General features: G+C 71.8%; 22 protein-coding genes, 2 tRNA genes and 1 pseudogene. 6 read left to right on the top strand and 19 right to left on the bottom strand.

Annotation, left to right across the window (positions count from 1 at the left end; all coding sequences use genetic code 11):
• Nucleotides 1–43 precede the first annotated feature (43 nt).
• Entirely contained in the window at nucleotides 44–1933 is a 1890-nt protein-coding gene (locus NLX86_RS05785; RefSeq protein ID WP_254370493.1) for an AMP-dependent synthetase/ligase, read from the bottom strand.
• A 263-nt stretch (nucleotides 1934–2196) separates the two neighbouring features.
• Nucleotides 2197–4068 (bottom strand): translation elongation factor 4, encoded by a 1872-nt coding sequence (gene lepA / locus NLX86_RS05790; RefSeq protein WP_254370494.1) that lies wholly within the window; start codon nucleotides 4066–4068, stop codon nucleotides 2197–2199.
• Nucleotides 4069–4269: 201 nt separating this feature from the next.
• On the opposite strand from lepA, the gene rpsT reads away from it, so the two are divergent.
• The gene (rpsT, locus tag NLX86_RS05795; RefSeq protein WP_254370495.1) at nucleotides 4270–4536 is read left to right on the top strand and encodes a 30S ribosomal protein S20; all 267 of its coding nucleotides are present in this window, start codon (nucleotides 4270–4272) and stop codon (nucleotides 4534–4536) included.
• A gap of 474 nt (nucleotides 4537–5010) precedes the next feature.
• Here rpsT and holA read toward each other — a convergent pair whose 3' ends face one another.
• Nucleotides 5011–6000 carry a DNA polymerase III subunit delta gene (holA, locus tag NLX86_RS05800; RefSeq protein WP_254370496.1) on the bottom strand — a complete coding sequence of 330 codons (990 nt, stop codon included), beginning with the start codon at nucleotides 5998–6000 and terminating at the stop codon, nucleotides 5011–5013.
• Between the two features lie 67 nt (nucleotides 6001–6067).
• Here holA and NLX86_RS05805 point away from each other — a divergent pair, with 67 nt between their 5' ends.
• Entirely contained in the window at nucleotides 6068–6313 is a 246-nt protein-coding gene (locus NLX86_RS05805) for a hypothetical protein (RefSeq protein ID WP_254370497.1), read from the top strand.
• Between the two features lie 29 nt (nucleotides 6314–6342).
• Here NLX86_RS05805 and NLX86_RS05810 read toward each other — a convergent pair whose 3' ends face one another.
• Nucleotides 6343–7128: an arylamine N-acetyltransferase gene (locus NLX86_RS05810; RefSeq protein ID WP_254370498.1), complete on the bottom strand. Its 786-nt coding sequence runs from the start codon at nucleotides 7126–7128 to the stop codon at nucleotides 6343–6345.
• 100 nt (nucleotides 7129–7228) lie between these two features.
• Between NLX86_RS05810 and NLX86_RS05815 the strand changes: the two genes are divergently transcribed.
• Complete coding sequence (locus tag NLX86_RS05815; protein ID WP_254370499.1) at nucleotides 7229–7684, top strand: pyridoxamine 5'-phosphate oxidase family protein; 456 nt, start codon at nucleotides 7229–7231, stop codon at nucleotides 7682–7684.
• Here the strand turns inward: NLX86_RS05815 and NLX86_RS05820 are convergent.
• From NLX86_RS05820 to leuS, 5 genes are all read right to left on the bottom strand, one after another.
• Complete coding sequence (locus tag NLX86_RS05820) at nucleotides 7614–10145, bottom strand: ComEC/Rec2 family competence protein (protein ID WP_254370500.1); 2532 nt, start codon at nucleotides 10143–10145, stop codon at nucleotides 7614–7616. The two genes, NLX86_RS05815 and NLX86_RS05820, sit on opposite strands and share 71 nt — an antisense overlap.
• Before the next feature lie 662 nt (nucleotides 10146–10807).
• Complete coding sequence (locus tag NLX86_RS05825; protein WP_374213836.1) at nucleotides 10808–11449, bottom strand: helix-hairpin-helix domain-containing protein; 642 nt, start codon at nucleotides 11447–11449, stop codon at nucleotides 10808–10810.
• Between the two features lie 448 nt (nucleotides 11450–11897).
• Nucleotides 11898–12743: a DegV family protein gene (locus tag NLX86_RS05830; protein ID WP_254370502.1), complete on the bottom strand. Its 846-nt coding sequence runs from the start codon at nucleotides 12741–12743 to the stop codon at nucleotides 11898–11900.
• Nucleotides 12744–12851: 108 nt separating this feature from the next.
• The gene (locus NLX86_RS05835) at nucleotides 12852–13673 is read right to left on the bottom strand and encodes a hypothetical protein (protein ID WP_254370503.1); all 822 of its coding nucleotides are present in this window, start codon (nucleotides 13671–13673) and stop codon (nucleotides 12852–12854) included.
• A 160-nt stretch (nucleotides 13674–13833) separates the two neighbouring features.
• Nucleotides 13834–16737 carry a leucine--tRNA ligase gene (leuS, locus tag NLX86_RS05840; RefSeq protein WP_254370504.1) on the bottom strand — a complete coding sequence of 968 codons (2904 nt, stop codon included), beginning with the start codon at nucleotides 16735–16737 and terminating at the stop codon, nucleotides 13834–13836.
• A gap of 399 nt (nucleotides 16738–17136) precedes the next feature.
• On the opposite strand from leuS, the gene NLX86_RS05845 reads away from it, so the two are divergent.
• Nucleotides 17137–18306 carry a hypothetical protein gene (locus NLX86_RS05845; RefSeq protein WP_254370505.1) on the top strand — a complete coding sequence of 390 codons (1170 nt, stop codon included), beginning with the start codon at nucleotides 17137–17139 and terminating at the stop codon, nucleotides 18304–18306.
• A complete protein-coding gene (locus tag NLX86_RS05850) occupies nucleotides 18303–19889 on the top strand; it encodes an NADH-quinone oxidoreductase subunit NuoF family protein (protein ID WP_254370506.1) in 1587 nt (528 codons plus the stop codon). The genes NLX86_RS05845 and NLX86_RS05850 overlap by 4 nt, the downstream gene beginning before the upstream one ends.
• Before the next feature lie 57 nt (nucleotides 19890–19946).
• Here the strand turns inward: NLX86_RS05850 and NLX86_RS05855 are convergent.
• A tRNA-Ala gene (locus NLX86_RS05855) sits at nucleotides 19947–20019 on the bottom strand.
• A gap of 119 nt (nucleotides 20020–20138) precedes the next feature.
• Between NLX86_RS05855 and NLX86_RS05860 the strand changes: the two genes are divergently transcribed.
• Nucleotides 20139–21335: a glycosyltransferase 87 family protein gene (locus NLX86_RS05860; protein WP_254370694.1), complete on the top strand. Its 1197-nt coding sequence runs from the start codon at nucleotides 20139–20141 to the stop codon at nucleotides 21333–21335.
• Here the strand turns inward: NLX86_RS05860 and NLX86_RS05865 are convergent.
• From NLX86_RS05865 to NLX86_RS05905, 9 genes and pseudogenes are all read right to left on the bottom strand, one after another.
• The gene (locus NLX86_RS05865) at nucleotides 21304–21537 is read right to left on the bottom strand and encodes a hypothetical protein (RefSeq protein WP_254370507.1); all 234 of its coding nucleotides are present in this window, start codon (nucleotides 21535–21537) and stop codon (nucleotides 21304–21306) included. The genes NLX86_RS05860 and NLX86_RS05865 overlap by 32 nt on opposite strands.
• Before the next feature lie 3 nt (nucleotides 21538–21540).
• Nucleotides 21541–21705 (bottom strand): hypothetical protein, encoded by a 165-nt coding sequence (locus NLX86_RS05870; RefSeq protein WP_254370508.1) that lies wholly within the window; start codon nucleotides 21703–21705, stop codon nucleotides 21541–21543.
• 70 nt (nucleotides 21706–21775) lie between these two features.
• Nucleotides 21776–22178, bottom strand: a pseudogene (locus tag NLX86_RS05875) (MFS transporter); the annotation flags it as partial.
• Nucleotides 22179–22281: 103 nt separating this feature from the next.
• Nucleotides 22282–22354, bottom strand: a tRNA-Ala gene (locus NLX86_RS05880).
• A 91-nt stretch (nucleotides 22355–22445) separates the two neighbouring features.
• Nucleotides 22446–23099 (bottom strand): histidine phosphatase family protein, encoded by a 654-nt coding sequence (locus NLX86_RS05885; protein ID WP_254370695.1) that lies wholly within the window; start codon nucleotides 23097–23099, stop codon nucleotides 22446–22448.
• Entirely contained in the window at nucleotides 23096–23530 is a 435-nt protein-coding gene (gene rsfS / locus NLX86_RS05890; RefSeq protein WP_254370509.1) for a ribosome silencing factor, read from the bottom strand. Before rsfS ends, NLX86_RS05885 begins: the two co-directional genes overlap by 4 nt.
• Nucleotides 23531–23671: 141 nt before the next feature.
• A complete protein-coding gene (locus tag NLX86_RS05895) occupies nucleotides 23672–25324 on the bottom strand; it encodes an LCP family protein (RefSeq protein WP_254370510.1) in 1653 nt (550 codons plus the stop codon).
• A gap of 57 nt (nucleotides 25325–25381) precedes the next feature.
• Nucleotides 25382–25999 carry a nicotinate-nucleotide adenylyltransferase gene (gene nadD / locus NLX86_RS05900; RefSeq protein WP_254370511.1) on the bottom strand — a complete coding sequence of 206 codons (618 nt, stop codon included), beginning with the start codon at nucleotides 25997–25999 and terminating at the stop codon, nucleotides 25382–25384.
• Nucleotides 26000–26037: 38 nt separating this feature from the next.
• Nucleotides 26038–26202 (bottom strand): hypothetical protein, encoded by a 165-nt coding sequence (locus NLX86_RS05905; RefSeq protein ID WP_254370512.1) that lies wholly within the window; start codon nucleotides 26200–26202, stop codon nucleotides 26038–26040.
• Nucleotides 26203–26209: the final 7 nt, after the last annotated feature.

Below are 26209 nucleotides of genomic sequence, written 5' to 3' on the forward strand. Positions count from 1 at the left end.
GCGCGCGGGCGGGGTCGTGGGGACCCCACCCGCGGCAGGCGGGTCACGCCTCGCGCGTGCCCGCGTACATCTCGTCGATCAGGTGCTTGTACTCGCGCTCGACGACCGGCCGCTTCAGCTTCAGGCTGGGCGTCAGCTCGCCGTGCTCGATGTCCAGATCGCGCGGCAGCAGCTTGAACTTCTTGATCGTCTGCCAGCGCTGCAGGCTCTCGTTGAGCCGCTTCACATAGCTCGCGATGAGCGCCTCCGCCTCCGGGTGGGCCACCACCTCGGCGTATGACTTGCCGTCCAGGCCGTGGTCCTTGGCCCAGCCCAGGATGGCCGCCTCGTCGAGAGCGATCAGCGCGGTGCAGAAGTTACGGTCCGCGCCGTGCACCAGGATGTTGGAGACGAACGGGCACACCGCCTTGAACTGGCCCTCGACCTCGGCCGGCGAGATGTACTTGCCGCCCGACGTCTTGATCAGGTCCTTCTTGCGGTCGGTGATCCGCAGGTAGCCGTCCGCCGACAGCTCGCCGATGTCGCCGGTGTGGAACCAGCCGTCGGACTCCAGGACTTCGGCGGTCTTCTCGGGCAGCCGGTGGTAGCCCTCCATGATGCCGGGGCCGCGCAGCAGGATCTCGCCGTCGTCCGCGATCCGCACCTCGGTGCCGGGCAGCGGCTTGCCGACCGTACCGGTGCGGTAGGCCTCGCCCGGGTTGACGAAGGACGCGGCGCTGGACTCCGTCAGGCCGTAGCCCTCCAGGATGTGGATGCCGGCGCCGGAGAAGAAGTAGCCGATGTCGGGCGCGAGCGCGGCGGAGCCGGAGACGGCGGCGCGCAGCCGGCCGCCGAAGGCGTCGCGGAGCTTGGAGTAGACGAGGGCGTCGGCGACCTTGTGCTTGGTGCTGAGCCCGAAGGGGGCGGTGGCCGTGCCGGTGCGGCGGAAGTTGTCCTGGGAGACCTTCGCGTACTCGCGAGCGACCTCGGCGGCCCACAGGAAGATCTTGTACTTGGCGCCGCCGGCGGCCCGTGCCTTGGCCGCGACCCCGTTGTAGACCTTCTCGAAGATGCGCGGCACGGCCGCCATGTACGTCGGCTGCACCACCGGAAGGTTCTCGATGATCTTGTCGACCCGGCCGTCGACGGCGGTGACGTGTCCGACCTCGATCTGCCCGGAGGTCAGCACCTTGCCGAAGACGTGCGCGAGCGGCAGCCAGAGGTACTGGACGTCGTCCTTGGTGGCCAGGCCGGTCGCCGCGATGGCCTTCGCCATGTACGACCAGTTGTCGTGCGGCAGCCGCACGCCCTTGGGCTTGCCGGTGGTGCCCGAGGTGTAGATGAGGGTGGCGAGCTGGTCGGCGGTGATGGCCTTGACCCGGTCCCGGACGGCTTCCGGGTGCTTCGCCAGGTACTCGGTGCCGCGCGCCTCCAGATCGGCGAGCGAGAGCACCCACCCCTCCGGGTCGCCCTCGGCCGGCTCGGCGCCGGCCGGGTCGATCACGACGACGTGGGCGAGCTTCGGCAGGTCGGCCCGCTTCTCGCGCGCCTTGGCCAGCTGGCCGGCGTCCTCCGCGATCAGCACCCGGCTGTCGGAGTCCGAGAGGATGTACGCGGACTCCTCGGCGTTGGTGCTGGGGTAGACCGTGGTGGTCGCGGCGCCGGCGCACATCACGCCCAGGTCCGCGAGGATCCACTCGACCCGCGTGTTGGAGGCGAGCGCGATGCGCTCCTCCGGCTGGACGCCCAGGTCGATGAGGCCGGCGGCGATGGCGAACACGCGCTCGGCGGCCTGCCCCCAACTCAGCGACTTCCAGTCGTCGGGCCCCTGCGCGGAGGCGGCCGGCACCGGATAGCGGTAGGCCTCGGCGTCGGGCGTCGCCGCCACGCGCTCGAGGAAGAGGGTCGCCACGGAGGGCGGCCGGGTCTCGATCAAGGTCTGGGTGTCGCTCACGAAATCCTCCGGGCCCGCGACAGTGCATACGACTGGCTGGTGCAGGTTGTTTAACTGGCGAGTAACCTTCGAGCGTGATCAGAGTAGAGCGCACATGGCCGTCGCGTAAGAGGCTGCGGGACGCCGCTTGATAACGAACGGGCCCCTGCGCAGCGGCGCAGAGACCCGTTCGATGTAACGGCCAGGTATCCCCCCGGCCACTCCTGTTACTTGCTGTCGCTTCCCGCGTACTGCCTGCGTTACTTCTTGCGTTACTTCTTGCGCTACTTCTTGCCCTTGCCGCCGCCGGAGTCGTCACTGGAGAGCACCGCGATGAAGGCATCCTGCGGCACCTCCACGGAGCCGACCATCTTCATCCGCTTCTTGCCTTCCTTCTGCTTCTCCAGCAGCTTCCGCTTACGGGAGATGTCACCGCCGTAGCACTTGGCGAGGACGTCCTTGCGGATGGCGCGGATCGTCTCGCGGGCGATGACCCGCGAGCCGATGGCGGCCTGGATGGGCACCTCGAAGGCCTGGCGCGGGATGAGTTCCCTGAGCTTGGCGACAAGCCGCACGCCGTACGCGTACGCCGCGTCCTTGTGCGTGATGGCGGAGAAGGCGTCGACCTTGTCGCCGTGCAGCAGGATGTCGACCTTGACGAGCTGGGCGGTCTGCTCACCGGTGGGCTCGTAGTCGAGCGAGGCGTAACCACGGGTCTTGGACTTCAGCTGGTCGAAGAAGTCGAAGACGATCTCCGCGAGGGGGAGGGTGTAGCGGATCTCGACGCGGTCCTCGGAGAGGTAGTCCATGCCCAGCAGCACACCGCGGCGGGTCTGGCACAGCTCCATGATCGAGCCGATGAACTCGCTGGGCGCGAGGATCGTGGCCCGCACGACCGGCTCGTACACCTCGGAGATCTTGCCCTCGGGGAACTCGCTCGGGTTGGTGACGACGTGCTCGCTCCTGTCCTCCATGGTCACGCGGTAGACCACGTTGGGAGCGGTGGCGATCAGGTCGAGCCCGAACTCGCGCTCCAGGCGCTCCCGGATCACGTCGAGGTGCAGGAGGCCGAGGAAGCCCACGCGGAAGCCGAAGCCGAGCGCGGCCGAGGTCTCCGGCTCGTACACCAGGGCGGCGTCGTTGAGCTGCAGCTTGTCCAGGGCCTCGCGCAGGTCCGGATAGTCCGAACCGTCCAGCGGGTAGAGGCCGGAGAACACCATCGGCTTGGGGTCCTTGTAACCGCCGAGCGCTTCGGTGGCACCCTTGCTCAGGGTGGTGATGGTGTCACCGACCTTGGACTGCCTGACGTCCTTCACACCCGTGATGATGTAGCCGACCTCGCCGACGCCGACGCCGTCGGAGGGCGTCATCTCCGGCGCGGAGACGCCGATCTCCAGCAGCTCATGGGTGGCGCCGGTGGACATCATGCGGATGCGCTCGCGCTTGTTGAGCTGGCCGTCGACAACTCGTACGTACGTCACGACGCCGCGGTAGGAGTCGTACACCGAGTCGAAGATCATCGCGCGGGCGGGGGCGTCCTGGACGCCGACCGGGGCCGGGACGTCGCGGACCACGCGGTCCAGCAGGGCCTCCACGCCGAGACCGGTCTTGGCGGAGACCTTGAGCACGTCGGAGGGGTCGCAGCCGATGAGGTTCGCCAGCTCCTCGGAGAACTTCTCGGGCTGCGCGGCCGGGAGGTCGATCTTGTTCAGCACCGGCACGATGGCGAGATCGTTCTCCATCGCCAGGTAGAGGTTGGCGAGGGTCTGCGCCTCGATGCCCTGGGCGGCGTCGACCAGCAGGACCGTGCCCTCGCAGGCCGCGAGCGAGCGGGACACCTCGTACGTGAAGTCCACGTGGCCAGGGGTGTCGATCATGTTGAGGATGTGGGTCTTGCCCTCACCCTCACCCGTGGTGGGCGCCCAGGGCAGACGTACCGCCTGGGACTTGATCGTGATGCCGCGCTCGCGCTCGATGTCCATACGGTCGAGGTACTGAGCGCGCATCTGCCGCTGGTCGACCACACCGGTCAGCTGAAGCATCCGGTCGGCAAGCGTGGACTTGCCGTGGTCGATGTGCGCGATGATGCAGAAATTGCGGATCAGCGCCGGGTCGGTACGGCTCGGCTCGGGCACGTGGGTAGGAGTCGCGGGCACGCAGGGTCCTGATTCTTGAGACGCCGGGCGTCTCGTCTCGGGCGATGTCGGATCGATACGTAGGCTCCATGGTCCCACGGCTGCGGTCCTGAGCCCGGTTTGGGCCGGTAGCGGGGCTACTGGTACCGTGGGCAGCTGTGCCTCGTGCCCTCTCAGTACGAGGCACTCATCGAAATCCAACGAACCTGAGAAGGCTCTTTCGTGGCGAACATCAAGTCCCAGATCAAGCGGAACAAGACGAACGAGAAGGCGCGCCTGCGCAACAAGGCCGTCAAGTCCTCGCTCAAGACCGCGATCCGCAAGGCCCGTGAGGCCGCTGCCGCAGGCGACGTCGAGAAGGCCACTGTGGCCGCTCGCGCGGCCTCGCAGAAGCTCGACAAGGCTGTCAGCAAGGGCGTCATCCACAAGAACGCCGCTGCCAACAAGAAGTCGGCCCTCGCCAAGCGCGTCGGCAGCCTCGCCGCCTGAACGACTGTGATCGACGGGGCTCTCTGAGCCCCACCAGTCCGCCCGGACCCAGCGGCCCCTCTACCGCTCCGGAACGACACCCCGTGCCGCACACGGCCTGCGTTCGCCACGCGGGTGCGGCACACCAAGCACCGAGCCGAGGCCCCGCTTCCGTCCTTCCCCAGGACGTGAGGCGGGGCCTTCGGCGTACGCAGGTATCCGCGCCGGGGCCGGGGCCCGCGGGGCGCTGGTGCGGAGGGTTCGCGCGGCGCCGAAGTGGGGCGGGGGCCCCCGGCGCCGGGCGGGGCCGGGCACGCGCGGCGCTGGGCGCTGGCGCTGGCGCAGGGCCGGGGGCACGCGCGGGGCGCCGGGCCGGGGCACGCGCGGCGCCGGGGCCGGCGCTCGGCGCCGGCTGGGGCGGGGCCCGCGTGGTTGGGGCGGGGCCCGCGTGGTTGGGGGGACCAGCGCTGCGGGCCGCACGCACCGGCCGGGGGCTCAGCGGCCGGCTCGGGCTGCTCTTGCCACTGCCACTACCGCCTTTTCCAGCGCGTACTCGGGGTCGTCTCCCCCGCCCTTCACACCCGCGTCCGCCTCGGCGACAGCCGTGAGGGCCGCTGCCACCCCGTCCGCCGACCAGCCGCGCATCTGCTGCCGGACCCGGTCGATCTTCCACGGCGGCATGCCAAGATCCCGGGCGAGATCGCCGGGCCGGGCGCCGCGGGGGGCCGACGCGAGTTTGCCGATGGCCCGTACGCCCTGGGCCAGCGCGCTTGTGATCAGGACAGGGGCCACCCCGGTGGCCAGCGACCAGCGCAGCGCCTCCAGGGCCTCCGCCGCCCGGCCCTCGACCGCGCGGTCGGCCACCGTGAAGCTGGAGGCTTCGGCCCGGCCGGTGTAGTAGCGGCCGACGACAGCCTCGTCGATCGTGCCCTCGACGTCCGCCACCAGCTGGGTGACCGCACTGGCCAGCTCCCGCAGATCGCTGCCGATCGCGTCGACCAGCGTCTGGCTCGCCTCGGGCGTCGCGGACCTTCCGAGCGCGCGGAACTCCGACCGTACGAACGCCAGCCGGTCCGCCGGCTTGGTCATCTTGGGGCAGGCGACCTCGCGCGCCCCCGCTTTGCGTGCCGCGTCCAGCAGCCCCTTCCCCTTGGCGCCGCCGGCGTGCAGCAGGACGAGGGTGATCTCCTCGGCGGGCGCGCCGAGGTAGGACTTCACGTCCTTGATCGTGTCTGCCGAGAGGTCCTGCGCGTTGCGGACGATGACGACCTTGCGCTCCGCGAAGAGCGACGGGCTGGTCAGCTCGGCCAGGGAGCCGGGCTGCAGCTGGTCGGGGGTGAGGTCGCGCACGTCGGTGTCCGCGTCCGCCGCGCGGGCGGCCGCCACCACCTGCTGAACGGCGCGGTCCAGCAGCAGGTCTTCCTGCCCCACGGCGAGGGTGAGGGGAGCGAGCGGATCGTCGGTCGAATTCTTCCTGGTGGCCATCGCGGACCAGCATCCCACGCCGCACTGACAGTCCCGGGCAGTCCTTGCCGTAGCGGAGAATGGTCCGGTGAATGACGCGAGACATGTACTGGTGCTGCCCGACCGCGATGCCGCGGAGGAGGTCGCCGAGGAGCTGGCCGGCCGCTTCGGGCTCCCCGAACAGCCTCAGCTCGTGCGCGACGCACTGGCCGGCGAGGACGATGCCGAGGACGCGCAGTGGCTGGTCGTGGTGGAGGACCCGGCGGGCCGGCTCGACTCAGCGGCGCTGGACGCGTTCGCCGCGGAGCACGAGGGATGGCTCGAGGCGCCTTAGCTTAGCCGGTCCGGCGGGTGGGAGGCGGGTCAGCCGGCCGATACCTCCGGCACGCGGTCGAGCGTGATCCCGAAGTGGTCCCGGTACGCGGCCAGCACACCGGCATCGCCGCGCACCGCCTCCTCGGTGCGCTCACCGGCGACCGTCGTCACCAGCGTGCGGCCGCTGAGCGTGATCCGGCCCTCGTCGGTGAGCCGGGAGCAGACGAGGGACTGCGTGAAGTGGGAGGCGGGCGAGGTGCGGTGGTACCAGGCGCCCGCCTCGAAATCCGCGAGCGCGCACGGTCGTTGGTCGAGTCGGTACTGCGGCTTGCCGTCGCGCAGCACGTCGAAATCCCCGTCGGCCGCCTCGACGATACGGAACGTCCCGCCCGGATCCTCCTGGTCCCCGCGTTCCCCGATCGCCAGCGGATAGTGGCTGTGGTCGCCGAACCCCACGTCGGCGAGCCAGACGCCGTCGTCCGGGTCCGGTGCCACGACCCGCAGGGCGAGATGGTCGTACGGGATTCCCAGCCGGCCGTCCGGAGTGTGCACGCGGGCCTGCAGCCGGGTCACCCGGTAGCCGAGCGCCTCCAGCAACACCGCGAACGCTCCGTTGAGTTCGTAGCAGAAGCCGCCCCGCCGACCGTCCACGATCTTGTCGAGAAGCGGCTTCTCCTCCAGAACGATGTCCTCCCCGAGGTGGATCGAGAGATTCTCGAAGGGCACGGTTCGCAGGTGACGCAGCTGGAGATCGCGCAGCGCCGCGGCGTCGGGGTGCGCGGGGCGCTCGGCGCCGATCCGCCGGAGGTAGGCCTCGGTCCGTCTGGTGTCCATGTCTCAGTGTCCCCGGTCATCCCTCCGTCCACCATGATCCATCGGTCCTGGGACCAGCGCCCGAGGCGGCCCGCACCGGACGCCCCCTAGCGTGCCCGGCATGACGACTTACGCGCCGGCGCGCAGCCGGGACCAGCGCAGGCAGGACGTCCACGAACGGCTGGCGAAGGACGAGGACGCCTGGGTCGCCACCGCGGCCGCGGACGGCGACCCGTGTCTCGTTCCGCTGTCGTTCGTCTGGCACGCGGGCACCCTGCTGATGTGCACCCGGCGGACCAACCCGACGGCACGGAACCTGACACCGAGCGGCCCGGTGCGCGTCACCCTCGGGCACACCCGTGACGTCGTGCTGGTCGAGGGTACGGCGGAGACCGTGGCCGGCAGGGAGCTGCCCGCCGAAGCCGCCGACGCGTTCGCGGCGAAGCTCCGCTGGGATCCGCGCGACCGGGAGCCCTGGGTGTACGTACGGATCACGCCGCACGTGGTCAAGGCCTGGCAGGAGGAGAACGAGCTGGCCGGGCGGGAGTTGATGCGCGACGGGGTCTGGCTCGACTGATCCGACGGCCCGAGGTCAGCGCCCGCAGACCCGGCCCCGCCCCCGTCACCGCGATCGCCCCGTCGGTGTCCGTGCGCAGTACCGCCGCCCCCTGGACGCGCAGCGCGGCGATCGTACGGGGTGAGGGATGGCCGTACGTGTTGTCCTCGCCCACCGGGATCAGCGCCAGCCGCGGCCGGGCCCGCCGCAGCAGCCCGGGGTCCTGATGGGCCGAGCCGTGGTGGGCGACCTTGAGGACATCCACGGCCGGCAGCGCCGGATGCGCCCGCAACAGGGCCTGCTGCGCGGGAGGTTCGAGGTCGCCCAGGAGCAGCAGGGTGAGCCCCGCGATGCGGACGAGCAGGGTGACGCTGGTGTCGTTCGGCCCCTCGGGCACCGGCTCGGGCGGGGCCGGCGGCCACAGCACCCGCCAGTCGAGCGGCCCGGCCCGGCGGCGCTCCCCCGGGCCCGCGCGGATGACGGGAACACGCGCGGCGGCGGCGGTCCTGCGGACGAACGCGGCCTGGTCGGGTGGTTCGTCCCGCACCGTTGTCTGGATCACGCCGACGCTGCGCCCGCGCAACACGCCGGGGAGGCCCGCCACATGGTCGGCGTGGAAATGGGTGAGCAGCAGCAGCGGAACGCGGGTGATGCCCAGAGTCCGCAGACAGCGGTCGACGAGGACCGGGTCCGGCCCCGCGTCGACCACGACGGCGGTCCCGTCCCCCGCCGCGAGCACAGAAGCATCCCCCTGCCCGACGTCGCACATCGCGTACCGCCAGCCCGGCGGCGGCCAGCCGGTGATCACCCGGGTGAGCGGCGCGGGCCGTAGTACCGCGAGGACGAGCAGCAGCGCGGCCGCGACGCAGAGCCAGGGGCTGCGCGGCAGCCACCGGGCCACCAGAACCCCGACGGCGGTCATCGCGGCCAGCAGCAGCCCGCCCTGCCAGCCGCCCGGCCACTGGGCCTCCGCGCCGGGCAGCGCCGCCCCGGTACGGGCGACCTTCGCGATCCACCCGGCCGGCCAGCCGGCGCACCAGGCCAGGGCCTCGGCGGTCGGCATCGCCACCGGAGCGGCCGCCAGGGCGGCGAACCCGAGCACGGTCGCGGGCCCCGCGGCCAGTTCGGCGAGCAGGTTGCAGGGGATGGCGACCAGGCTCACCCGGGCGGCCAGCACCACGACGACCGGCGCGCACACCGCTTGTGCGGCCGACGCCGCGGCCAGCACTTCGGCCGCCCTCGGTGGCATCCCGCGCCGCTGGAGGGCGGCGCTCCACCGGGGGGCGAGGGTGAGCAGCGCGCCGGTGGCCAGTACGGAGAGCAGAAAGCCGTAACTGCGCGCCAGCCAGGGGTCGTACAGGACGAGCAGGAGTACGGCACCGGCCAGGGCGGGGATCAGCGATCTGCGGCGGCCCGTGCCGATGGCGAGCAGGGTGATCGCCCCGCAGGCCGCGGCCCGCACCACGCTCGGCTCCGGCCTGCAGACGACGACGAACGCCAGGGTCAGTGCGCCGCCGCAGAGCGCGGTGGCACGCAGCGAGATGCCCAGACGCGGTGCGAGCCCCCGCCGTTCGGCCCGCAGAGCGGTACCGGGCGGCCCGATGAGCAGGGCGAGCACGATGGTGAGGTTGGATCCGGAAACGGCGAGCAGGTGCACCAGGTCGGTGGCCTTGAAGGCTTCCTGAAGGTCGGGCGGGACGCGGGAGGTGTCACCGACGACGAGCCCCGGCAGCAGCGCCCGGGCATCGGGGGCGAGTCCGTCAGTAGCCTCCCGCAGACCTGCCCGCAGACCTCCGGCCGTGCGTTGGAGCCGGGTGGGCGGCGAGACGACGTCGGGCGGTACGCCTGGCGGTGCCCGCAGCACGGCCGCGATGCGGGCACTGCCGGGGAGAGGAGGCGCGAGCCGGGCCGCCACCCGCAGCCCGGTGGACGGCAGCACCCGCCGCCAGGCCGGCGCGTCCGCGATCACCATGACCGGCGTACGGGTGGCGGTGACCGTGCCGTCCGGCCCTGTGACGCGGGTGACTTCGGCATCCAGGACGACGGCCGCCGGAGCGGCGCCGCTGCCCGGTGCCCGGGGCCGGATGGGGCGCGGATCGGAGGTCACCGTCACCTCGGCGACCACATGCGCATGCCGGTCCGCGAGCCCCGGCACCGGCCCCCGGCGCAGGTCTGCGGTGTGCAGCGCCGCAGCCGTCGCGGCGGCCGCGCCGCACAGCAGAACCGCGGCGGCCGAGGTGACATTCAGCCGCCACCCGCCGATACCCACCCCGCCGCGCCGAGCATCGGCGGCACGCTCCGGTGAACGCCCGACTCTGCCCACGCGGATCCGCCGCAGCCGGCTGCCCGCCCATGCGGCACCGCCCCCGCCCGTCGCAGACGCGCCCGCAGACACCCGGCCGGGATGCCCGTCGGCGAAGGACCGCCCCGCGGAAGCGGCCACGGGACCGTCCCGAAGATGGGTTGGCTGCGCACCGCCCATCCCCTGTACACCCCGGAGCGCGCCGACCGTCCGCCCGCCGCGCGAGGACCGCCCCGCACCCACAGCCAACCGGCCGCCCCCGCCGCGGGAGGGCCCCGCAGCACCCAGCACCCGTACGCCCCGAGGCGCGCCGACCGTCCGCCCGCCGGACGAGGACCGTCCCACACCCACGGCCAGCTGGCCGCTCCCGAGACGGGGAGGCCCCGCACCCAGCGTCCGTACGCCCGGCAGCGCGCCGACCGACGGTCCGCCGGACCACGACCTCCCGGCACCCACCGGGCCGCCCCGGCGACGGGAGAGCCCCGCAGCACGCAGGGCTCTTGCACCCCGCAACGCGCCGGACGAAAACCGCCTCGAGCCCTGCACCCCGAGGCGGCTGCCGCGGTGGGTTGGGCGCGCGTTGCGCAGCAGGGGGGCGGCCAGTAGTGCGGCCGCCGCTGCCAGGGAGGTGAGTACGGCCGTCGTCGTCCAGTGTGTGGGGGCGGTCGTTGCCAGGGCCGCCGCTGCCCAGGCGGCCAGGGCCGGCGGTACCAGGCGCAGATCCGCTGGGCCTTCCTGGCGCGGGTGCGAGGCGCCGAGCCGGTGACCGGATGCTGCGTGCACGACCGGACGGCGCAGAACACTGCTCGGGACCGGGTCCGCGGCCCGGTTCCGGTTCCGGTTCATGGCTGTACCAGCTTGTGAAGATCCGCGAACCGGCCGTCGCCGATCCCTTCCACCTGGCGCAGCTCTTCGACCGAGCGGAAGCCGCCGTGCTCGGTGCGGTAGTCGATGATGTGCTGCGCCAGCACCGGACCGACGCCCGGCAGCGTGTCGAGCTGCTCCACCGAGGCCGAGTTGAGGCTGACCGGCCCGGCGGCGGGCGCTCCGCCTCCCGGCCCCACGGCAGGTGGCGGCTGCGGTCCTCCGACCACCACCTGCTCGCCGTCGGTGAGCACCCGGGCCCGGTTGAGCCCCGTGGTGTCCGTGCCGGCCCGGACACCCCCGGCGGCCCGAAGTGCGTCGGCGACCCGGGAACCGGCCGGCAGCCGCTGGATGCCCGGTGCGCGGACCTTGCCGCTCACGTCCACGACGATGCGCCCGGCCGACGGGGTCGGCGCGGCCCCCGGCGACGGCGCAGGCCGTGGGAGCGCCGCCGGTCCCGCCTCCACGCGCTCGGGGGCGCGCACCGGTTCCGGCCGCCCCACCCAGAAGTGCTGGGCGGCGAAGACCGCGGCCGCCACGAGGACGACGGCCAGCGCGGCGAGGGTCCTCGGTTCGAGGCCGCACCGCACCTGCATCCACAGCGGAAGCCGCTCCCGCACGGCAAGCCGCACCCGAGCCCGCCGCCCCGCATCGCCCGGCCGGACCGCAGGCATCGGCGGCGCCGCCCGAGTGCCCCGCGACGCCCCGGCCGCCCGAAGCGCAGCCACCGGTAACGGAGTGCTCGGCGTGGTCCCACTCCGCGGCCGGGCCCGCGCCGCCGACGCCCGCGCAGCCGACGCCCGCGGGGCGCCGTCCAGCAGAGCTTCCGCGCGGCGGCGCGTGGCCGCCGCGGCCCGGGTGGTGTGCCGGCGCCGCTCACTGCGGCGGCGGCGGGCCCGGCCGTCCGAAGCGGGGGCGCGGCCCGGGCCACTGGTTACGGTGTGTGATCGGAGAGCCATGCCACAAGACAGTAGGCATCTCCGCCCAATCCTGCCGGGCAGGCTCAATTCCGGTGGACAACAGGGCAGTTGTGGATAACTCGACCACCCTCGCGGCACCCCACAGCCCTCAGCGAGGCGAGATCACGGCTCCCAGCAGCCCCGGCCCCGTGTGCGCCCCGATCACCGCGCCCACCTCGCTCACATGCAGATCGACGAGGCCCGGTACGCGCTCACCCAGCCGTGCCGCCAACCGCTCCGCGCGCTCGGGGGCCGCCAGGTGATGCACGGCGATGTCCACGCTGCTCGCCCCCGCCCGCTCGACCGCGATCTCTTCCAGCCTGGCGATCGCCTTCGACGCCGTGCGCACCTTCTCCAGCATCTCGATCCGGCCGCCATCGAGCGTGAGCAGCGGCTTGACCGCCAGCGCGGACCCCAGCAGCGCCTGCGCGGCGCCGATCCGGCCGCCGCGCCGCAGGTAGTCGAGGGTGTCCACGTAGAAGTACGCGGAGGTGCCCGCGGCGCGCTTCTCCGCGGCCGCCACCGCCTCGTCGACCGTGCCGCCCGCCTCCGCGGTCTCCGCGGCCGCGAGCGCGCAGAAGCCCAGCGCCATAGCGACCATGCCGGTGTCCACCACCCGCACCGGCACGGGGGCGGTCCGGGCGGCGAGCACCGCGGCGTCGTAGGTGCCGGAGAACTCGGCCGACAGGTGGAGTGAGACGATGCCGGTCGCACCCGCCTCCGCCGCGGCCCTGTATGCCTGTACGAAGACCTCGTGGCTCGGCCGCGACGTGGTGACGGACCGGCGCTTCTGCAGGGCCACGGCCAGCGAGCGGGCCGAGATCTCGGTGCCCTCCTCGAGGGCCTCACCGCCGAGTACAACGGTCAGCGGCACGGAGGTGATGCCGTGCCGCTCCATCGTCTGCGGCGGCAGGTAGGCCGTGGAATCGGTGACGATCGCGACATGGCGGGACATGAGCGGGAGGTTACCCGCCACGACGGCCGGACGGCAGTGCGGCCCCGCCCCAACCGGTCAGTAACGGTCCAGAAGGATCAGGAAGACCCCGGAAACGGCGAGTAACGGTCAAGTGGTGCTCTCCGGACGCGCCGTCTTCTGCCACGGGTACTCGGTCTGCCGCAGCGGGTCCGGCCCGGTCAGCGCCTGCGGGTCGGCCAGCGTCGGCGTAACGGGCGGGGGCGCGGGCGCCGTTGCGGCCCCAGCTCCCGCCCCAGACGCGGCCCCGGCCCCAGCCCCAGCCCCAGGAGCAGGAGCAGGAGCAGGAGCAGGATCCTCCGGCCAGGTCTGCGCCCCGGCCGCCGCCCGCACGTCCGCCTCCGCCGGTGACGGCTCCGGCCAGGAGCCCTTCGACCAGTCCCGCAGCGCCCCCGACTCCACCTCGATCTGCGCGCTGAGCGCCGTCAGGTCGTCGTCCGCGAACTGCCGCGCCCGGTCCCTCGCCGCCCACCGAAGCGAGTCCGCGGCATGCACGATCCGCTCCGTGCGCTCGCGCAGATCGGACATCCGCTCGGCGACCCGCGCCCGGTCCGGTTCCCGCTCCAGGTGCTTGAGTTCGTCGTCCAGCTCGTGTCCATGTGCGCTGAGCCGCTGGAAGAGACCGATCGACTCCGACAGCGAGGCGTCCTGCCGTACGCCCTCGTTCAGGGCGTTCTGGGTGGATCTCATCGACGTACGCAGCGAGAGCCGCAGCTGTGCGAGCTCCCCCGCCAGACCGCCCTGCCCATAGCTCTTCGCCCGCAGCGTCGTCTCCTCGACCGTGCGGCGCGCCTGGCTGATCGTCCGGTCCACACCGCGCTTGGCGGCCCCGACCGCCTTGACGCTCATATACACCCCCAGGCCGACGAAGGCTACGAAGAGCAGCGTCAGGATGAGGATCGCGTGTTCCATGAGCGCCCCTTCGATTCGGTTTCCGTCCCCTCTACCGTAAACGGAACGGGCAGGTTGGGGGTTCCATCAGAACCCCCAACCTGCCCGTAGGGGAAAGCACCTACCGCAAACCGAAGCAGGAACGTGCGCAGGAAACTCACACAGGAACCTACGCAGGAACCTACGCAGGAACGATGTTCACCAGCTTCGGCGCCCGCACGATCACCTTGCGGATCCCCGCGCCACCCAGCGCCGCGACCACGGCCTCGTCGGCCACCGCCAGCCGCTCCAGCTCGTCGTCACCGATGCTCGGCGACACCTCCAGCCGCGCCCTGACCTTGCCCTTGACCTGCACGACACAGGTCACCGTCTCGTCCACGACATACGCCGGGTCGGCCACCGGGAAGTCCTGGTGGACCACCGAGCCGGTGTGGCCCAGCTTGCGCCACAGCTCCTCGGCGATGTGCGGGGCCAGCGGGGCGATCAGCAGCACCAGCTGCTCGGCGACCCCACGGGACAGCGGACCGCCGACCTTGGTCAGGTGGTTGTTCAGCTCGGTGATCTTGGCGATGGCCGTATTGAAGCGCAGCCCCGCCAGGTCCTGGCCGGCCCCGTCGATCGCCTTGTGCAGCGCACGCAGCGTCGCCTCGTCCGGCTCGGTGTCGACGACGGTGACCTCGCCGGTCGCCTCATCGACGACATTGCGCCACAGCCGCTGCAGCAGCCGGTACTGGCCGACCACGGCCCGGGTGTCCCACGGCCGGGAGACGTCCAGCGGGCCCATCGCCATCTCGTACAGCCGCAGCGTGTCCGCGCCATATTCGGCGCAGATCTCGTCCGGGGTGACGGCGTTCTTCAGGGACTTGCCCATCTTGCCCAGCTCGCGCTTGACCGGCCCGCTCTCGAAGTAGAACTTCCCGTCGCGCTCCTCGACCTCGGTCGCGGTGACCGGGAAGCCGCGGGCGTCCCGGTAGACGAACGCCTGGATCATGCCCTGGTTGTACAGCTTGTGGAACGGCTCGGCCGAGGAGACGTGCCCCAGGTCGAACAGCACCTTGGACCAGAACCGCGCGTACAGCAGGTGCAGTACGGCGTGCTCGGCACCGCCGACGTACAGGTCGACGCCGCCGTGCGGCTGCCCCTCGCGCGGTCCCATCCAGTACCGCTCGATGTCGGGGCCGACCAGCTTCTCGCTGTTGTGCGGGTCCAGGTAGCGCAGCTCGTACCAGCACGAACCGGCCCAGTTCGGCATGGTGTTGGTCTCGCGGCGGTAGCGCCGCACGCCCGCGCCGTCGCCCAGGTCCAGCTCGACGTCGACCCAGTCCTCATTGCGGGACAGCGGGGTCTCCGGCGACGTGTCGGCGTCGTCCGCGTCGAAGGTGCGCGGCGAGTAGTCGTCGACCTCCGGCAGCTCCAGCGGCAGCATCGACTCGGGCAGGGCGTGCGCGACGCCGTCCTCGTCGTACACGATCGGGAAGGGCTCGCCCCAGTAGCGCTGCCGGCTGAACAGCCAGTCGCGCAGCCGGAAGTTGACCGTCCCTTCGCCGATGCCGCGCGCCACCAGCCACTCGGTGATCTTCGCCTTGGCCTCGGCGACCTCCAGGCCGTTCAGCGAGATGTCGTCGTTGGCGGAGTTGATCGCCGGGCCCTGCCCGGTGAAGGCCTCGCCCTCCCAGCCCTCCGGCGGCTGGACGGTACGAATGATGGGCAGCTCGAAGGCCTCCGCGAACTCCCAGTCACGCTCGTCCTGGCCGGGGACAGCCATGATGGCGCCGGTGCCGTAGCCCATCAGGACGTAGTCGGCGACGAAGACCGGGATCCGGCCGCCGGTGACCGGGTTCAGGGCGTAGGCGCCGGTGAAGACACCGGTCTTGTCCTTGTGTTCGGTCTGCCGCTCGACATCGCTCTTCGTCTGGGCCTGCTTGCGGTACGCGGCAGCGGCCTCGGCCGGGGTGGCGGCGCCGCCGGTCCAGGCCTCCTTGGTGTCCGTCGGCCACTCGGCCGGCAGGATGGAGTCGATCAGACCGTGTTCGGGTGCCAGCACCATGTAGGTGGCGCCGAACAAGGTGTCGGGGCGGGTGGTGAACACCGTGATCTGCCCGGCGTCGTCGCCCTCGTGGCCCTCGACCGGGCTGTGGCCCTCGACCGAGAAGTGGACGCGCGCGCCCTCGCTCCGCCCGATCCAGTTGCGCTGCTGCAGCTTGATGGCCTCGGGCCAGTCCAGCGCCTCCAGGTCGTCCAGCAGCCGGTCCGCGTAGGCGGTGATGCGCATGTTCCACTGGCGCAGCTTGGCCTTGAAGACGGGGAAGTTGCCGCGCTCGGAGCGACCGTCCGAGGTGACCTCCTCGTTGGCCAGTACGGTGCCCAGGCCCGGGCACCAGTTGACCGGCGCGTCGGAGGCGTACGCCAGCCGGTACTCGCCCAGAACGTCGGCACGCTCGAGGGCGCTCAGCTCACTCCACGCGCGCCCGCTCCACACGCGCCCACCGGGAACAGCGCGCTCGCCACTCTCGAACTGCGCCACCAGCTCGTCGATCGGCCGCGCGCGCTTCGCCTCCTCGTCGTACCAGGAGTTGAAGATCTGCACGAAGATCCACTGGGTCCACTTGTAGTAGTCCGGGTCGATCGTCGCGAAGGACCGGCGCTTGTCGTGGCCCAGGCCCAGCCGCCGCAGCTGGACCTTCATGTTCTCGATGTTGGCCTCGGTGGACACCCGCGGATGGGTACCGGTCTGTACGGCGTACTGCTCGGCCGGCAGGCCGAAGGCGTCGAAGCCCAGCGTGTGCAGGACGTTGTGACCGGTCATCCGCTGGTGGCGGGCGAAGACGTCGGTGGCGATGTACCCCAGCGGGTGGCCGACGTGCAGGCCCGCGCCCGAGGGGTACGGGAACATGTCCATGATGAACTTCTTGGGCCGCGCGGCGACCTCTGCGTCACCCGCCAGGTCGCCACTGGGGTTGGGCGCCTCGTACGTGCCCTCGGCGTCCCAGAAGTCCTGCCAGCGTGCCTCGATGTCGGCGGCCATGGCCGCCGTGTAGCGGTGCGCTGCGGCCACCTCTGTAGCAGCGGAATTCATCTCGCTCATGATCCTTAAAGCTCCATCGATCGTCTCTGCCGGCGGGCCGTGACCACAACCGAGCTGCGACCACAACCAAATGAAAAAACCCCTCGCACAGGAGGGGACGCCGCGCCGATTCCGACCGGGTGTTCACCGGTCAGGACTGATCAGCGCGGCTCGCTAAGCAGAAGGCGTACGGCACGCATGGCGTCAGGGTACCGCAGGGCCCGGAGACGTTGCACGGAGTAGTCGCCCGGTGGAACTTCCGCCCTGGTTACCCCGCGTATCGGACGCTATCGGGGCAACCGCCAAGCACATGTTCCCCTTGACTGCTCTGCAAAAGCTCAAATCGCCTACTGCCTGGTATGGCTCGACCTAGCATGCCGATTCGGGACCGCTTTCCCGGAGCATTCGGAGTCGCACCCCATGAACCCTCATCGCAAGATCCGCTCGACCCGCGCTGTACCCCCCGTGAGCCGCAATCCGCGTATCGCCACATTGGTGGCGGCGGTGCTGCTCATCCCCCTCATCGCCGTCGTCGGGAGCGACGATTTCCGCCTCGCGCTCGACTTCACCACCGGCGTGCTCTCCCTGGTGTCACTCACCGCATCGGTCGCCTGGGGCCTGCTCGCCACCGACCGGCTGCTGCTGTCTCCCCGACACCGGCTGGTGGCCCAGGGCATCCACCGGACGACCGCGATCGCCTCGCTCGGCTTCCTGCTGCTGCACGCGTCGGTCAAGGTGTCGCTCGGGCATGCCTCGCTGCTCGGCGCCCTGATCCCCTTCGGGCTGGGCCTCACCGGCACAGCCGGCCTGATCGGCCTCGGCTCGCTGGCCGGCTATCTGATGGTCGTCGCGGCAACCACCGGCGCACTGCGCCGCGCGTTCGCCACCCCGGGCCGGATCGCCGGCCGCTGGCGGGCCTTCCACATGCTCGCCTACCCCGCGTGGTGCGCCGCCCTGATGCACGGGATGTACGCGGGCCGCCCCGCCGCCACCTGGGTGGTGGTCATGTACTCGCTCTGCCTGGCGGGTGTCGTCGGCGTCGTCGCCGTACGCCTGCTTCCGGCGCCGGTCCAGCGGGACCTGGCCGACCGCGTGACCGCGCTGGTCAAGCCCGGCAACGTACCGGCGGAGGCGCCCTTGCAGCCGATTACCCCGCAGCCCATGGCGCCACGTGCGGAACGTGCGGAACGCGCCGCGATGCCGCCGTTGCAGCGGATGCCCGCACCGATGCCACCGCTGTACGAGGCCCCGCCGCGGCCCCCGGCCAGGCTCACCGCGGGCGCCGACACCGGGATCTCGGCGGCCTACCGCGCCGTCTCCGCGTCGGCGGGCACCGGGCAGATCCCCCGGACCGAGAGCACCGGGCAGATCCCGCTGGCCGAGCGCATTCCGATGACCGAGGAGCTGCCCGTCGTACCTCCCGCACCCGACTACGCCCCACGATCCCAGCCGGGCGGCCGCTGGCCCGCGCCGTCCCCTCCCCCGCCCGCTCCCGTCCGCGCTCCGGACGAGACCGAACCCCTGCCGGGACCCTTCCAGCCGCCCCCGGCCGGTGAACCCTGGCACGCACCCGCAGGAGAACGACCTTGAACGCCCCCCTTCCCGATGTGCCCGAAGTCCGCGTGGTCGGCCTCCCCCAGCTGACGACCGGCTTCGACCTCGTCGAGCGGCTCGATCTCTCCATGCATCTCAAAGTGCACGGTCCGCTGGAGCCGGTGACCGGGGAGCGCCTGGCCCAGCTCGCCGAAGCGATATCCCTGCGCGGCCGCGGCGGCGCGGGCTTCCCCTTCGACCAGAAGCTGCGCGCGGTGGCCAAGGCCGCGATCCGCCGCGGGGTCCGTCCGGTCGTGGTCGTCAACGGCAGCGAGGGCGAGCCGCCGTGCCGCAAGGACACGGTCATGCTCAACCGCGCCCCGCACCTGATCCTGGACGGCGCCCTGCTCGCCGCCGAGGCGCTCGGCGCCCGGCAGCTGATCGTCGGTGTCACCCGTAACTCCACCGAGGCGTCCATCCGCGCCGCGCTGGCCGAGCGCGGCCTCTCCGACCGGCCGACCCGGCGCGGGAACCAGCTGCGCGCCCGGGTCGTACGCACCCCCGAGCGCATGGTCTCCGGCGAGGCGTCGTCGCTGATCCGCGCCATCAACGGCGGCCCTGCGCTGCCTCCCGGCCGCCGTGAGCGCGCCTCCGAGTCCGGTGTGGGCGGCCTGCCGACACTGCTGTCCAACGCCGAGACGTTCGCGCAGCTCGCCGTCGCCGCCCGGATCGGCACCGACCGCTACGGCAACACCGGCCTGCCCGGCGAGCCCGGCACCGTACTGCTCACCCTCTCCGGCGCGGTCGCCCGCCCAATGGTCGTCGAGGTGCCCACCGGCGTTCCGCTGCGTTACGTGCTCCAGCTGGCCGGCGCCCCGCCGCTGCCGCAGGGCGTGCTGACCGGCGGCTACCACGGCAACTGGATCGACGCGGTCTCCGCGCACGGCGCGGTCATCTCCCGCGAGTCCTTCTCCTCCGTCGGAGGCGCGCTGGGCGCGGGCGCGATCCTGCCGATCGGCCCCGAGACCTGCCCGCTCGGCGAGGCGCAGCGCGTCGCGAACTGGCTGGCCGCCGAGACCGCGGGCCAGTGCGGTCCCTGCCGGCTCGGCCTGCCGGCCGCCGCCGGGGGCCTGTCGGACGTACTGAACGGTGGCGGCCAGGCTGCCCTGGAGGCCCTGCGCGAGGTCATGCAGGCGGTCCGCGGCCGCGGCGCGTGCAAGCACCCCGACGGCTCGGTGCGCTTCTTCATGTCGACGCTGTCGGCGTTCACGGACGACCTGGCCGCGCACGTACTGGCCGGCGGCTGCGGACGCGAGACGACGGGCGTACTGCCCCTGCCCGCCCCGGGTTACGAGGAGGAGGGCATCCCCACCGGCGAGAAGATCGCCGTGGACTGGACGCTGTGCAAGGGCCACGGCCTGTGCGCGGACATCGTTCCGGAGCTGATCCGGCTCGGCCCCGACGGCTACCCGGCGCTCGCGGACGCGGCGGTGCCGATGCACCTGCAGGGACGCGCGGAGCGGGCGGTGGCCCGGTGCCCCGCACTGGCCCTGCGCATCGAAGCGGCACCGCCCGAGCGCCCCGCGCGCCCGGCACTGCCGCGTAGCGACCGGAAGGCCCTTGGCAGCGGCCAGGGTTGACGGACACACGAGAAGCGGGCCACCCGATCCGGGTGGCCCGCTTCTGATTTCCTTCTGTGGAGCTAAGGAGAATTGAACTCCTGACCTCCTGCATGCCATGCAGGCGCTCTACCAACTGAGCTATAGCCCCTCGCTGTGGTCCGCCCGGTTTCCCCGGCGGCGACGCCAACATTACACGGTCTTCCCGATGCTCCACCAAATCGTTTCCGGTGGGTACAGATTCGGACGCTACTGTCTGCGTTCGTGACCATGACCATGACCGTGATCGCGCGGACCGCCGCGCGCCGGGCTCTTGCCGAGCGCCCCGTCCTCGTCGCCGCCTCGGCCTGCCTGGTGTCCTTCGTGGTCTTCTGGGCCGCCCAGCGCGCGGCCCACGTCTCGATGATCGACCTGTCGGTGTACCGGGCCGAGGGGGAGGCCGTCCGGGCCGGCGCGGATCTCTACGCGATGCGTACGACCAGCGCGAACCTGCCGACGACCTATCCGCCCTTCGCGGCCCTGCTGTTCACGCCCCTCACGCTGCTCGGGGTCCCGGAGATGCGGGCCCTGGCCACCGCCGGAAACCTCCTCCTGGTCGTCGCACTCGCACATCTCTCGCTGCGCCTTGTGGGCCGGGACCGGCCGGGGGCAGCGCTGTGGACCGCCGCCGCCGCGGTCTGGTGCGAGCCGGTGTGGACGACCCTGCGGTACGGGCAGGTCAACCTGCTGCTGACGGTGGCGGTGCTGTGGGACTTCACCCGCCGGGACGGCCATCGCTGGGCGGGCGCCGGTATCGGCCTGGCCGCCGCGGTCAAACTCACACCCGCCCTGTTCGCCGTCCTCGTGCTGGCGGTGGGGCTCGTACGGGCGGCCCGGCAGCGAACCTGGAACCCCTGGCTCCGGCAGGCCACGGTGGCCGCCGCGGCCTTCGCGACTGCGACGGTCGCTGCCGCCGTCGTCCTCCCCCACGACTCCCGCCGCTACTGGACCGAGATGGTGTTCGCCGCGAGCCGGGTCGGCCACGCCGAGGACACGGCCAACCAGTCGCTGCGCGGGGTGCTGGCCCGGCTGCTGCACACCGGCGATCCGGGGATGTGGTGGACGGCGGCTGCCGGCCTGGCCGGGGTGGCTGGGCTCGCAGTCGCGGTGGCGGCGGCGCTGCGCGGCGACCCGGCCGGCGCGGTGGTCGGCTGCGCGGCGACAGCGCTGCTGATCAGCCCGGTCTCCTGGTCGCACCACTGGGTGTGGTGCGTGCCGATGCTGATACTGCTGGGCGCGCGGGCACGTACATCCTGGGTGGGCTGCATGGCCCTGGTCTTCTGCTCGTACGCGCTGTGGTGGATCCCACACGGTCCAGAACGTCCTGAACTCGCCCTCGACGCCGGCCAGATGGCACTCTCGGCCCTCTACTCGCTCGCGGCGGCCGGCCTGCTGTTCACGCTGTGGCGAACGAATAGAACCGCTTGAGCGTGCAGTGTTCGTCGAGCAGCCGGCCGTAGATCGGCTCCCCTTCGAGCTCCCGGTAGGTCTCGATGGGGTCGCCCTTTATGATCAGCGCCCGCGCGCACTCCTCGCACCAGTACTGAAAGTCCGGGTTGATCGGTTCCATGTCCCGGACGATCGGGGTACCGCTGCCGCACCAATCGCATTTACGCCTGTGTGCACCCATGCGTCAGCTCCAGCTGTGGCCGCAGGCCGTGCACACGTAGGAGATCCCCCCGTTGTCGCCGAGCACTTGGGCCACATGGCCGGAACCGCAGGACGGGCACTTGAGGCGGGTGCGGGCCGCCGCTCTGCCGAGCAGGTGGCGGACCTCCTCGAGGATGCTCGCGGGCATCACACTTCCCTCCCGTTCAGGCCGTCGTCCCCCTCCGGCGGTCCGATTCTGCCATGGCGCCGCAAGGGGGTCAGCGGGGTCGCCGTAGGAGACCGGCCACAGCACCGAAGATCGCCGCCACCGCCAGCGCGAGGGCGCACACCACCAGCGCGTCGGCGGACCCATGCGCCCCCGGCGCATCCAGCCGGTTCAGGAACAATGTCCCGAATATCGCCACCCGGTCAGCTGACCGAGCTGAGTGACCGTCACCAGCAGGCCGCCGGCATCCGCCGCGTCCTCCTGCCGTACGGCCGCCGGCGCGCCCGTGAGCGTGGGGCTGTACGCCAGTGCCAGACCGGCGAGAAACCGCCGGGGACGAGAGCCCGTTGCCACCCTGCGGGCCGGCGCCGCCAGGTCAGCCCCACCGCGCCGAAGACGACGGGGGTCGGCGCGAAGGTCAGCCCGGCGCGCAACGCGCTGAAGCCGAGGCCGCCATGTCGCTGCGCAGGCGCAGGCCCTGACAGCGGGACACGTCCGGGAGGCCTGTCCGGAACTACAGGATCCCGCCCCCCACGTGTGGGGGACGGGATCCGATTGTGGAGCTAAGGAGAATTGAACTCCTGACCTCCTGCATGCCATGCAGGCGCTCTACCAACTGAGCTATAGCCCCGCTGTTCGCTGTGTCTTCGGCGTTTCCGCGCTGCGAACAAGAAGAACCTTAGCCTGCGCCCAGCCAGAAAGTGAAATCCGGTCCGGGCATCTCAGTCGTCGTCGCCGAGCACCGGCTCCGGCAGCGTCCCGGCGTTGTGCTCCAGCAGCCGCCAGCCGCGCGCGCCCTGGCCCAGTACCGACCAGCAGCAGTTCGACAGGCCGCCGAGGCTCTCCCAGTGCGCGGAGTCCAGACCGAGGAGGCGCCCGATCGTCGTACGGATCGTGCCGCCGTGGCTGACTATCACCAGCGTGCCGTTCTCCGGCAGCTTCTCGGCATGGCTCAGCACGACGGGGGCGGCCCGGTCGGCCACCTCGGTCTCCAGTTCGCCGCCGCCGCGCCGCACGGGCTCGCCGCGCTTCCACGCCGTGTACTGCTCGCCGTACTGCCCGAGGATCTCCTCGTGGGTCAGCCCCTGCCAGGCGCCGGCGTACGTCTCGCGCAGGGCGGAGTCGTGCGCGACGTCCAGGCCGGTGACGGCGGCCAGCTCGGCCGCGGTGGCGGCCGCCCGCTTGAGGTCGGAGGCGACGATCGCGTCCGGCCTCAGCGAGGCGAGCAGCCGGGCGGACCGGCGGGCCTGGGCCACCCCGGTGTCGGTCAGCGCGATGTCCGTGGATCCCTGGAAGCGGCGCTCCAGGTTCCAGGAGGTCTGGCCGTGCCGCCACAGGACGATCCGGCGGCCGGTGCCGCCCTTGGTGCCGTTCAGCTCAGCTCACCGTCCAGATCGCCCTGGTGCAGCCGGGCGTGCTCCTCGGCCTTGCCGCGGGTCTTGAGGGCGTCATCGGGCAGCGGCAGCTCGGGGCAGTCCTTCCAGAGGCGCTCGAGGGCGTAGAAGACCCGCTCCTCGCTGTGCTGCACGTGCACGACGATGTCGACGTAGTCGAGCAGGATCCAGCGGGCGTCGCGGTCGCCCTCGCGGCGCACCGGCTTGGCGCCGAGCTCCTTCTGGAGCCGCTCCTCGATCTCGTCGACGATCGACTTGACCTGGCGGTCGTTGGGGGCCGAGGCGAGCAGGAATGCATCGGTGATCGACAGCACATCGCTGACGTCGTACGCGATGATGTCGTGCGCGAGCCGGTCGGCTGCTGCCTGGGCGGCGGCCTTGATGAGCTCGATGGAGCGGTCCGTGGCGGTCACAAGCCATGCTTTCGGGTCGGCGGTCAGATCACCTCAAGGGTCTCATGTACCGCCGACACCTCCCGCAGGTCCGAAGCGACCTTGATCACCGGGCCGTGACCGTGGAGGCCTTGATCACCGGGCCCGATCACCGGGCCTCGATCACTTGGCCTTGTAGTCCGTGCCCAGCACGACCGTGACATCCGCGTTCGTGGTGCCCTCGGCCTTCTTCACCGAGTCCACCGGCAGCCCCAGCGTCTTGGCCACCTCCACGGCCTTCGCCTGCTGCGCCGCGTCCCGGTACGTGACCTGCGAGGACGCCTGCGCCGTGGCCTTCCCGCCGTCCACGAAGGTGTAGCCGCCATTGACCAGCGCGACGCGGGCGTCGCCGGCCGCGGACCCGCTGCCGGTGGCGTCCTTCAGACCGACGCGCACGGCGGATCCCGGCTCGGGGCTCTTGACCGTGCCGCCGAGGACGTCCTTGACCACCCCGGACGTCGCCTCTTCGCTGAGCGAGCCGTCGTCCTGGACGGGCAGCACCGCGGTCTTGTAGTCGCCGATCTTGGCGTGCTCGGCGAGCTTGGCCAGCGAGGCGCCGAGGTCCTTCTCGGTCAGCGAGGGGTCCAGGATCTGCGCCAGGGTCTGCACGGTGATCGTCGCGGTCGCCGGGTCGTCCGGGATCTTCCGCAGGACGCCGTACATGACCTGGCCGAACCGCTGCAGCTGCTTCACCTCCGCCTCGCCCGGCTCGCGGTACGTGGCGTACGCGACGGCCATCGGGCCGCTCAGCGTCTGGGCCGCGCCTTTCTTGACCTCGGGCGTGCCGGCCTTCTTGTCCGCGGGCACCGCCGCGTCCGTGTCGATGTCGATGTTGCCGACCTGCTCGACGAGGTTCTCCAGGTACGGGGTGTCGAGCCGCCAGGTGCCGCCGATGCTGGTCCCGAGCACGGTGTCCAGCGAGTCGCGCGTGCCGGCGAGGCCGTCGTCGTCGACCGACTTCCCGAGGGTCGTGGCGGTGCCGTCGTCGGAGGTCACGGCGAGGGAGTTCGGGAGCAGGACGGTGGTGCCCTGCTTGGTCGTGGCGTTGTCGACGAGCAGCGCCGTGGAGGTGCCGCCCTTCTTGGTGTTGTGCAGATGCACCACGATCACATCGCGCTTCTGCGGTCCCGTCGCGGCGGTCTGCCTCTTGCCCTCGGACCCGGCGAGGCCGGGGAGCAGGCCCGCGTACCAGAGGTAGCCGACACCGCCCGCGACCACCAGGGCGAGGACGACAGCCAGGGCGACGACCCGGTTGCGGCCGCGGCGCTTGGCCTCCTCGCGCCGCTCGGTACGGCTCTCGGTGAACTTCAGCCAGTCGATGACGTCTTCGGAGTCCTCGTCCGGCTCCTCGATGAACGAGAACTGCTCGGTCCGGTACTCCTGGTCCGAGCGGCGCGGCTCGGGCACCGACGGGGCAGGTCCCGGATCAGGGCCCCGGACCGGCTCCGGCGCGGGGGCCTGCTGCGGGATCCACTGCTGCGTGGTGTCGACGGCCTGCTGCCGGCCGGTGGAATAGTCGTACCCGTAGTCCTGCTGGGGGGCGTACTGCTGGCCGGCGTACGGGTCGTAGGCGCCCTGCTGGGGCTGCTGGGGCGCGGGGGCCTGCTGACCGTACGGGTCGTATCCGTACCCCTGCTGCTGCTGTTGCTGCTGCTGGGCGTACGGGTCGTACTGCTGGTACACCGGCTGCCCGTACTCGTCGTACCCGACGAACCGCGGCTGTGGCTGCTGGGCGTACGGGTCCTGCGGCGCGTACGGGTCCTGTCGGTCGTTCACCGGTGCCCCTCTCCGTGCTTTCTCGTGCTCCCCGTACGGCCCGAACCGGCCGGGACGTCAGTCGCCCCGGTACAGCTCGCGCTTGTCGATGTAGCGCACCACACCGTCCGGCACCAGATACCAGACCGGATCGCCCTGCGCGACCCGGGCCCGGCAGTCCGTCGAGGAGATGGCCAGCGCCGGCACCTCCACCAGGGAGACTCCGCCCTCGGGCAGCCCGTCGTCCGTCAGCAGGTGCCCGGGACGGGTCACGCCGATGAAGTGGGCGAGCGAGAACAGCTCCTCGGCGTTCCGCCAGGTGAGGATCTGGGACAGCGCGTCGGCGCCGGTGATGAAGAAAAGATCGGCGTCGCCGCTGAGGGAGCGCAAGTCCCTGAGCGTATCGATCGTGTAGGTGGGTCCGGCGCGGTCGATGTCGATGCGGCTCACCGAGAACTGCGGATTGGACGCGGTGGCGATAACCGTCATGAGGTAACGGTCCTCGGCCGGCGACACCGTCTTGTGGGTCTTCTGCCACGGCTGCCCGGTCGGTACGAAAACCACCTCGTCCAGGTGGAACAGCGCGGCCACCTCACTGGCGGCCACCAGGTGGCCGTGGTGGATCGGGTCGAATGTCCCGCCCATCACGCCGAGTCGGCGCTTGACCGGACCGGTAGGCACTTCCTGCTCTCCCATGCGTGCAGAGCCTACTGGCCCGGCCGAGCGGCCCTGCCTCAGCGGTCGCGGTTGAAGCGGGTGGTGATCCACAGCAGGAGCAGGAGCGCGAAGAGCGCGCCGCCGCCGGTGAGGTACGGGCTGAGGCTGGCGTGTTCGCCGCCGTGCTCGCCGCCTTCGGAGGCAAGGGTGACCAGGCTGTGGGCAGTGCTCGTGAGGCTCATCTTCGGC

The sequence above is a fragment of the Streptomyces sp. A3M-1-3 genome (genome assembly GCF_024213665.1).
Classification (GTDB): domain Bacteria; phylum Actinomycetota; class Actinomycetes; order Streptomycetales; family Streptomycetaceae; genus Streptomyces.

Coding starts and splice junctions, on each gene's coding strand:
- leuS (WP_254370504.1), bottom strand. CDS start 16,737: ATGAGCGAGATGAATTCCGCTGCTACAGAGGTGGCCGCAGCGCACCGC.
- NLX86_RS05820 (WP_254370500.1), bottom strand. CDS start 10,145: ATGGGCGGTGCGCAGCCAACCCATCTTCGGGACGGTCCCGTGGCCGCT.
- NLX86_RS05845 (WP_254370505.1), top strand. CDS start 17,137: ATGAACCCTCATCGCAAGATCCGCTCGACCCGCGCTGTACCCCCCGTG.
- holA (WP_254370496.1), bottom strand. CDS start 6,000: ATGGCCACCAGGAAGAATTCGACCGACGATCCGCTCGCTCCCCTCACC.
- NLX86_RS05860 (WP_254370694.1), top strand. CDS start 20,139: ATGACCATGACCGTGATCGCGCGGACCGCCGCGCGCCGGGCTCTTGCC.
- NLX86_RS05830 (WP_254370502.1), bottom strand. CDS start 12,743: ATGTCCCGCCATGTCGCGATCGTCACCGATTCCACGGCCTACCTGCCG.
- NLX86_RS05810 (WP_254370498.1), bottom strand. CDS start 7,128: ATGGACACCAGACGGACCGAGGCCTACCTCCGGCGGATCGGCGCCGAG.
- NLX86_RS05870 (WP_254370508.1), bottom strand. CDS start 21,705: ATGCCCGCGAGCATCCTCGAGGAGGTCCGCCACCTGCTCGGCAGAGCG.
- NLX86_RS05815 (WP_254370499.1), top strand. CDS start 7,229: ATGACGACTTACGCGCCGGCGCGCAGCCGGGACCAGCGCAGGCAGGAC.
- nadD (WP_254370511.1), bottom strand. CDS start 25,999: ATGGGAGAGCAGGAAGTGCCTACCGGTCCGGTCAAGCGCCGACTCGGC.
- NLX86_RS05835 (WP_254370503.1), bottom strand. CDS start 13,673: ATGGAACACGCGATCCTCATCCTGACGCTGCTCTTCGTAGCCTTCGTC.
- NLX86_RS05865 (WP_254370507.1), bottom strand. CDS start 21,537: ATGGGTGCACACAGGCGTAAATGCGATTGGTGCGGCAGCGGTACCCCG.
- NLX86_RS05905 (WP_254370512.1), bottom strand. CDS start 26,202: ATGAGCCTCACGAGCACTGCCCACAGCCTGGTCACCCTTGCCTCCGAA.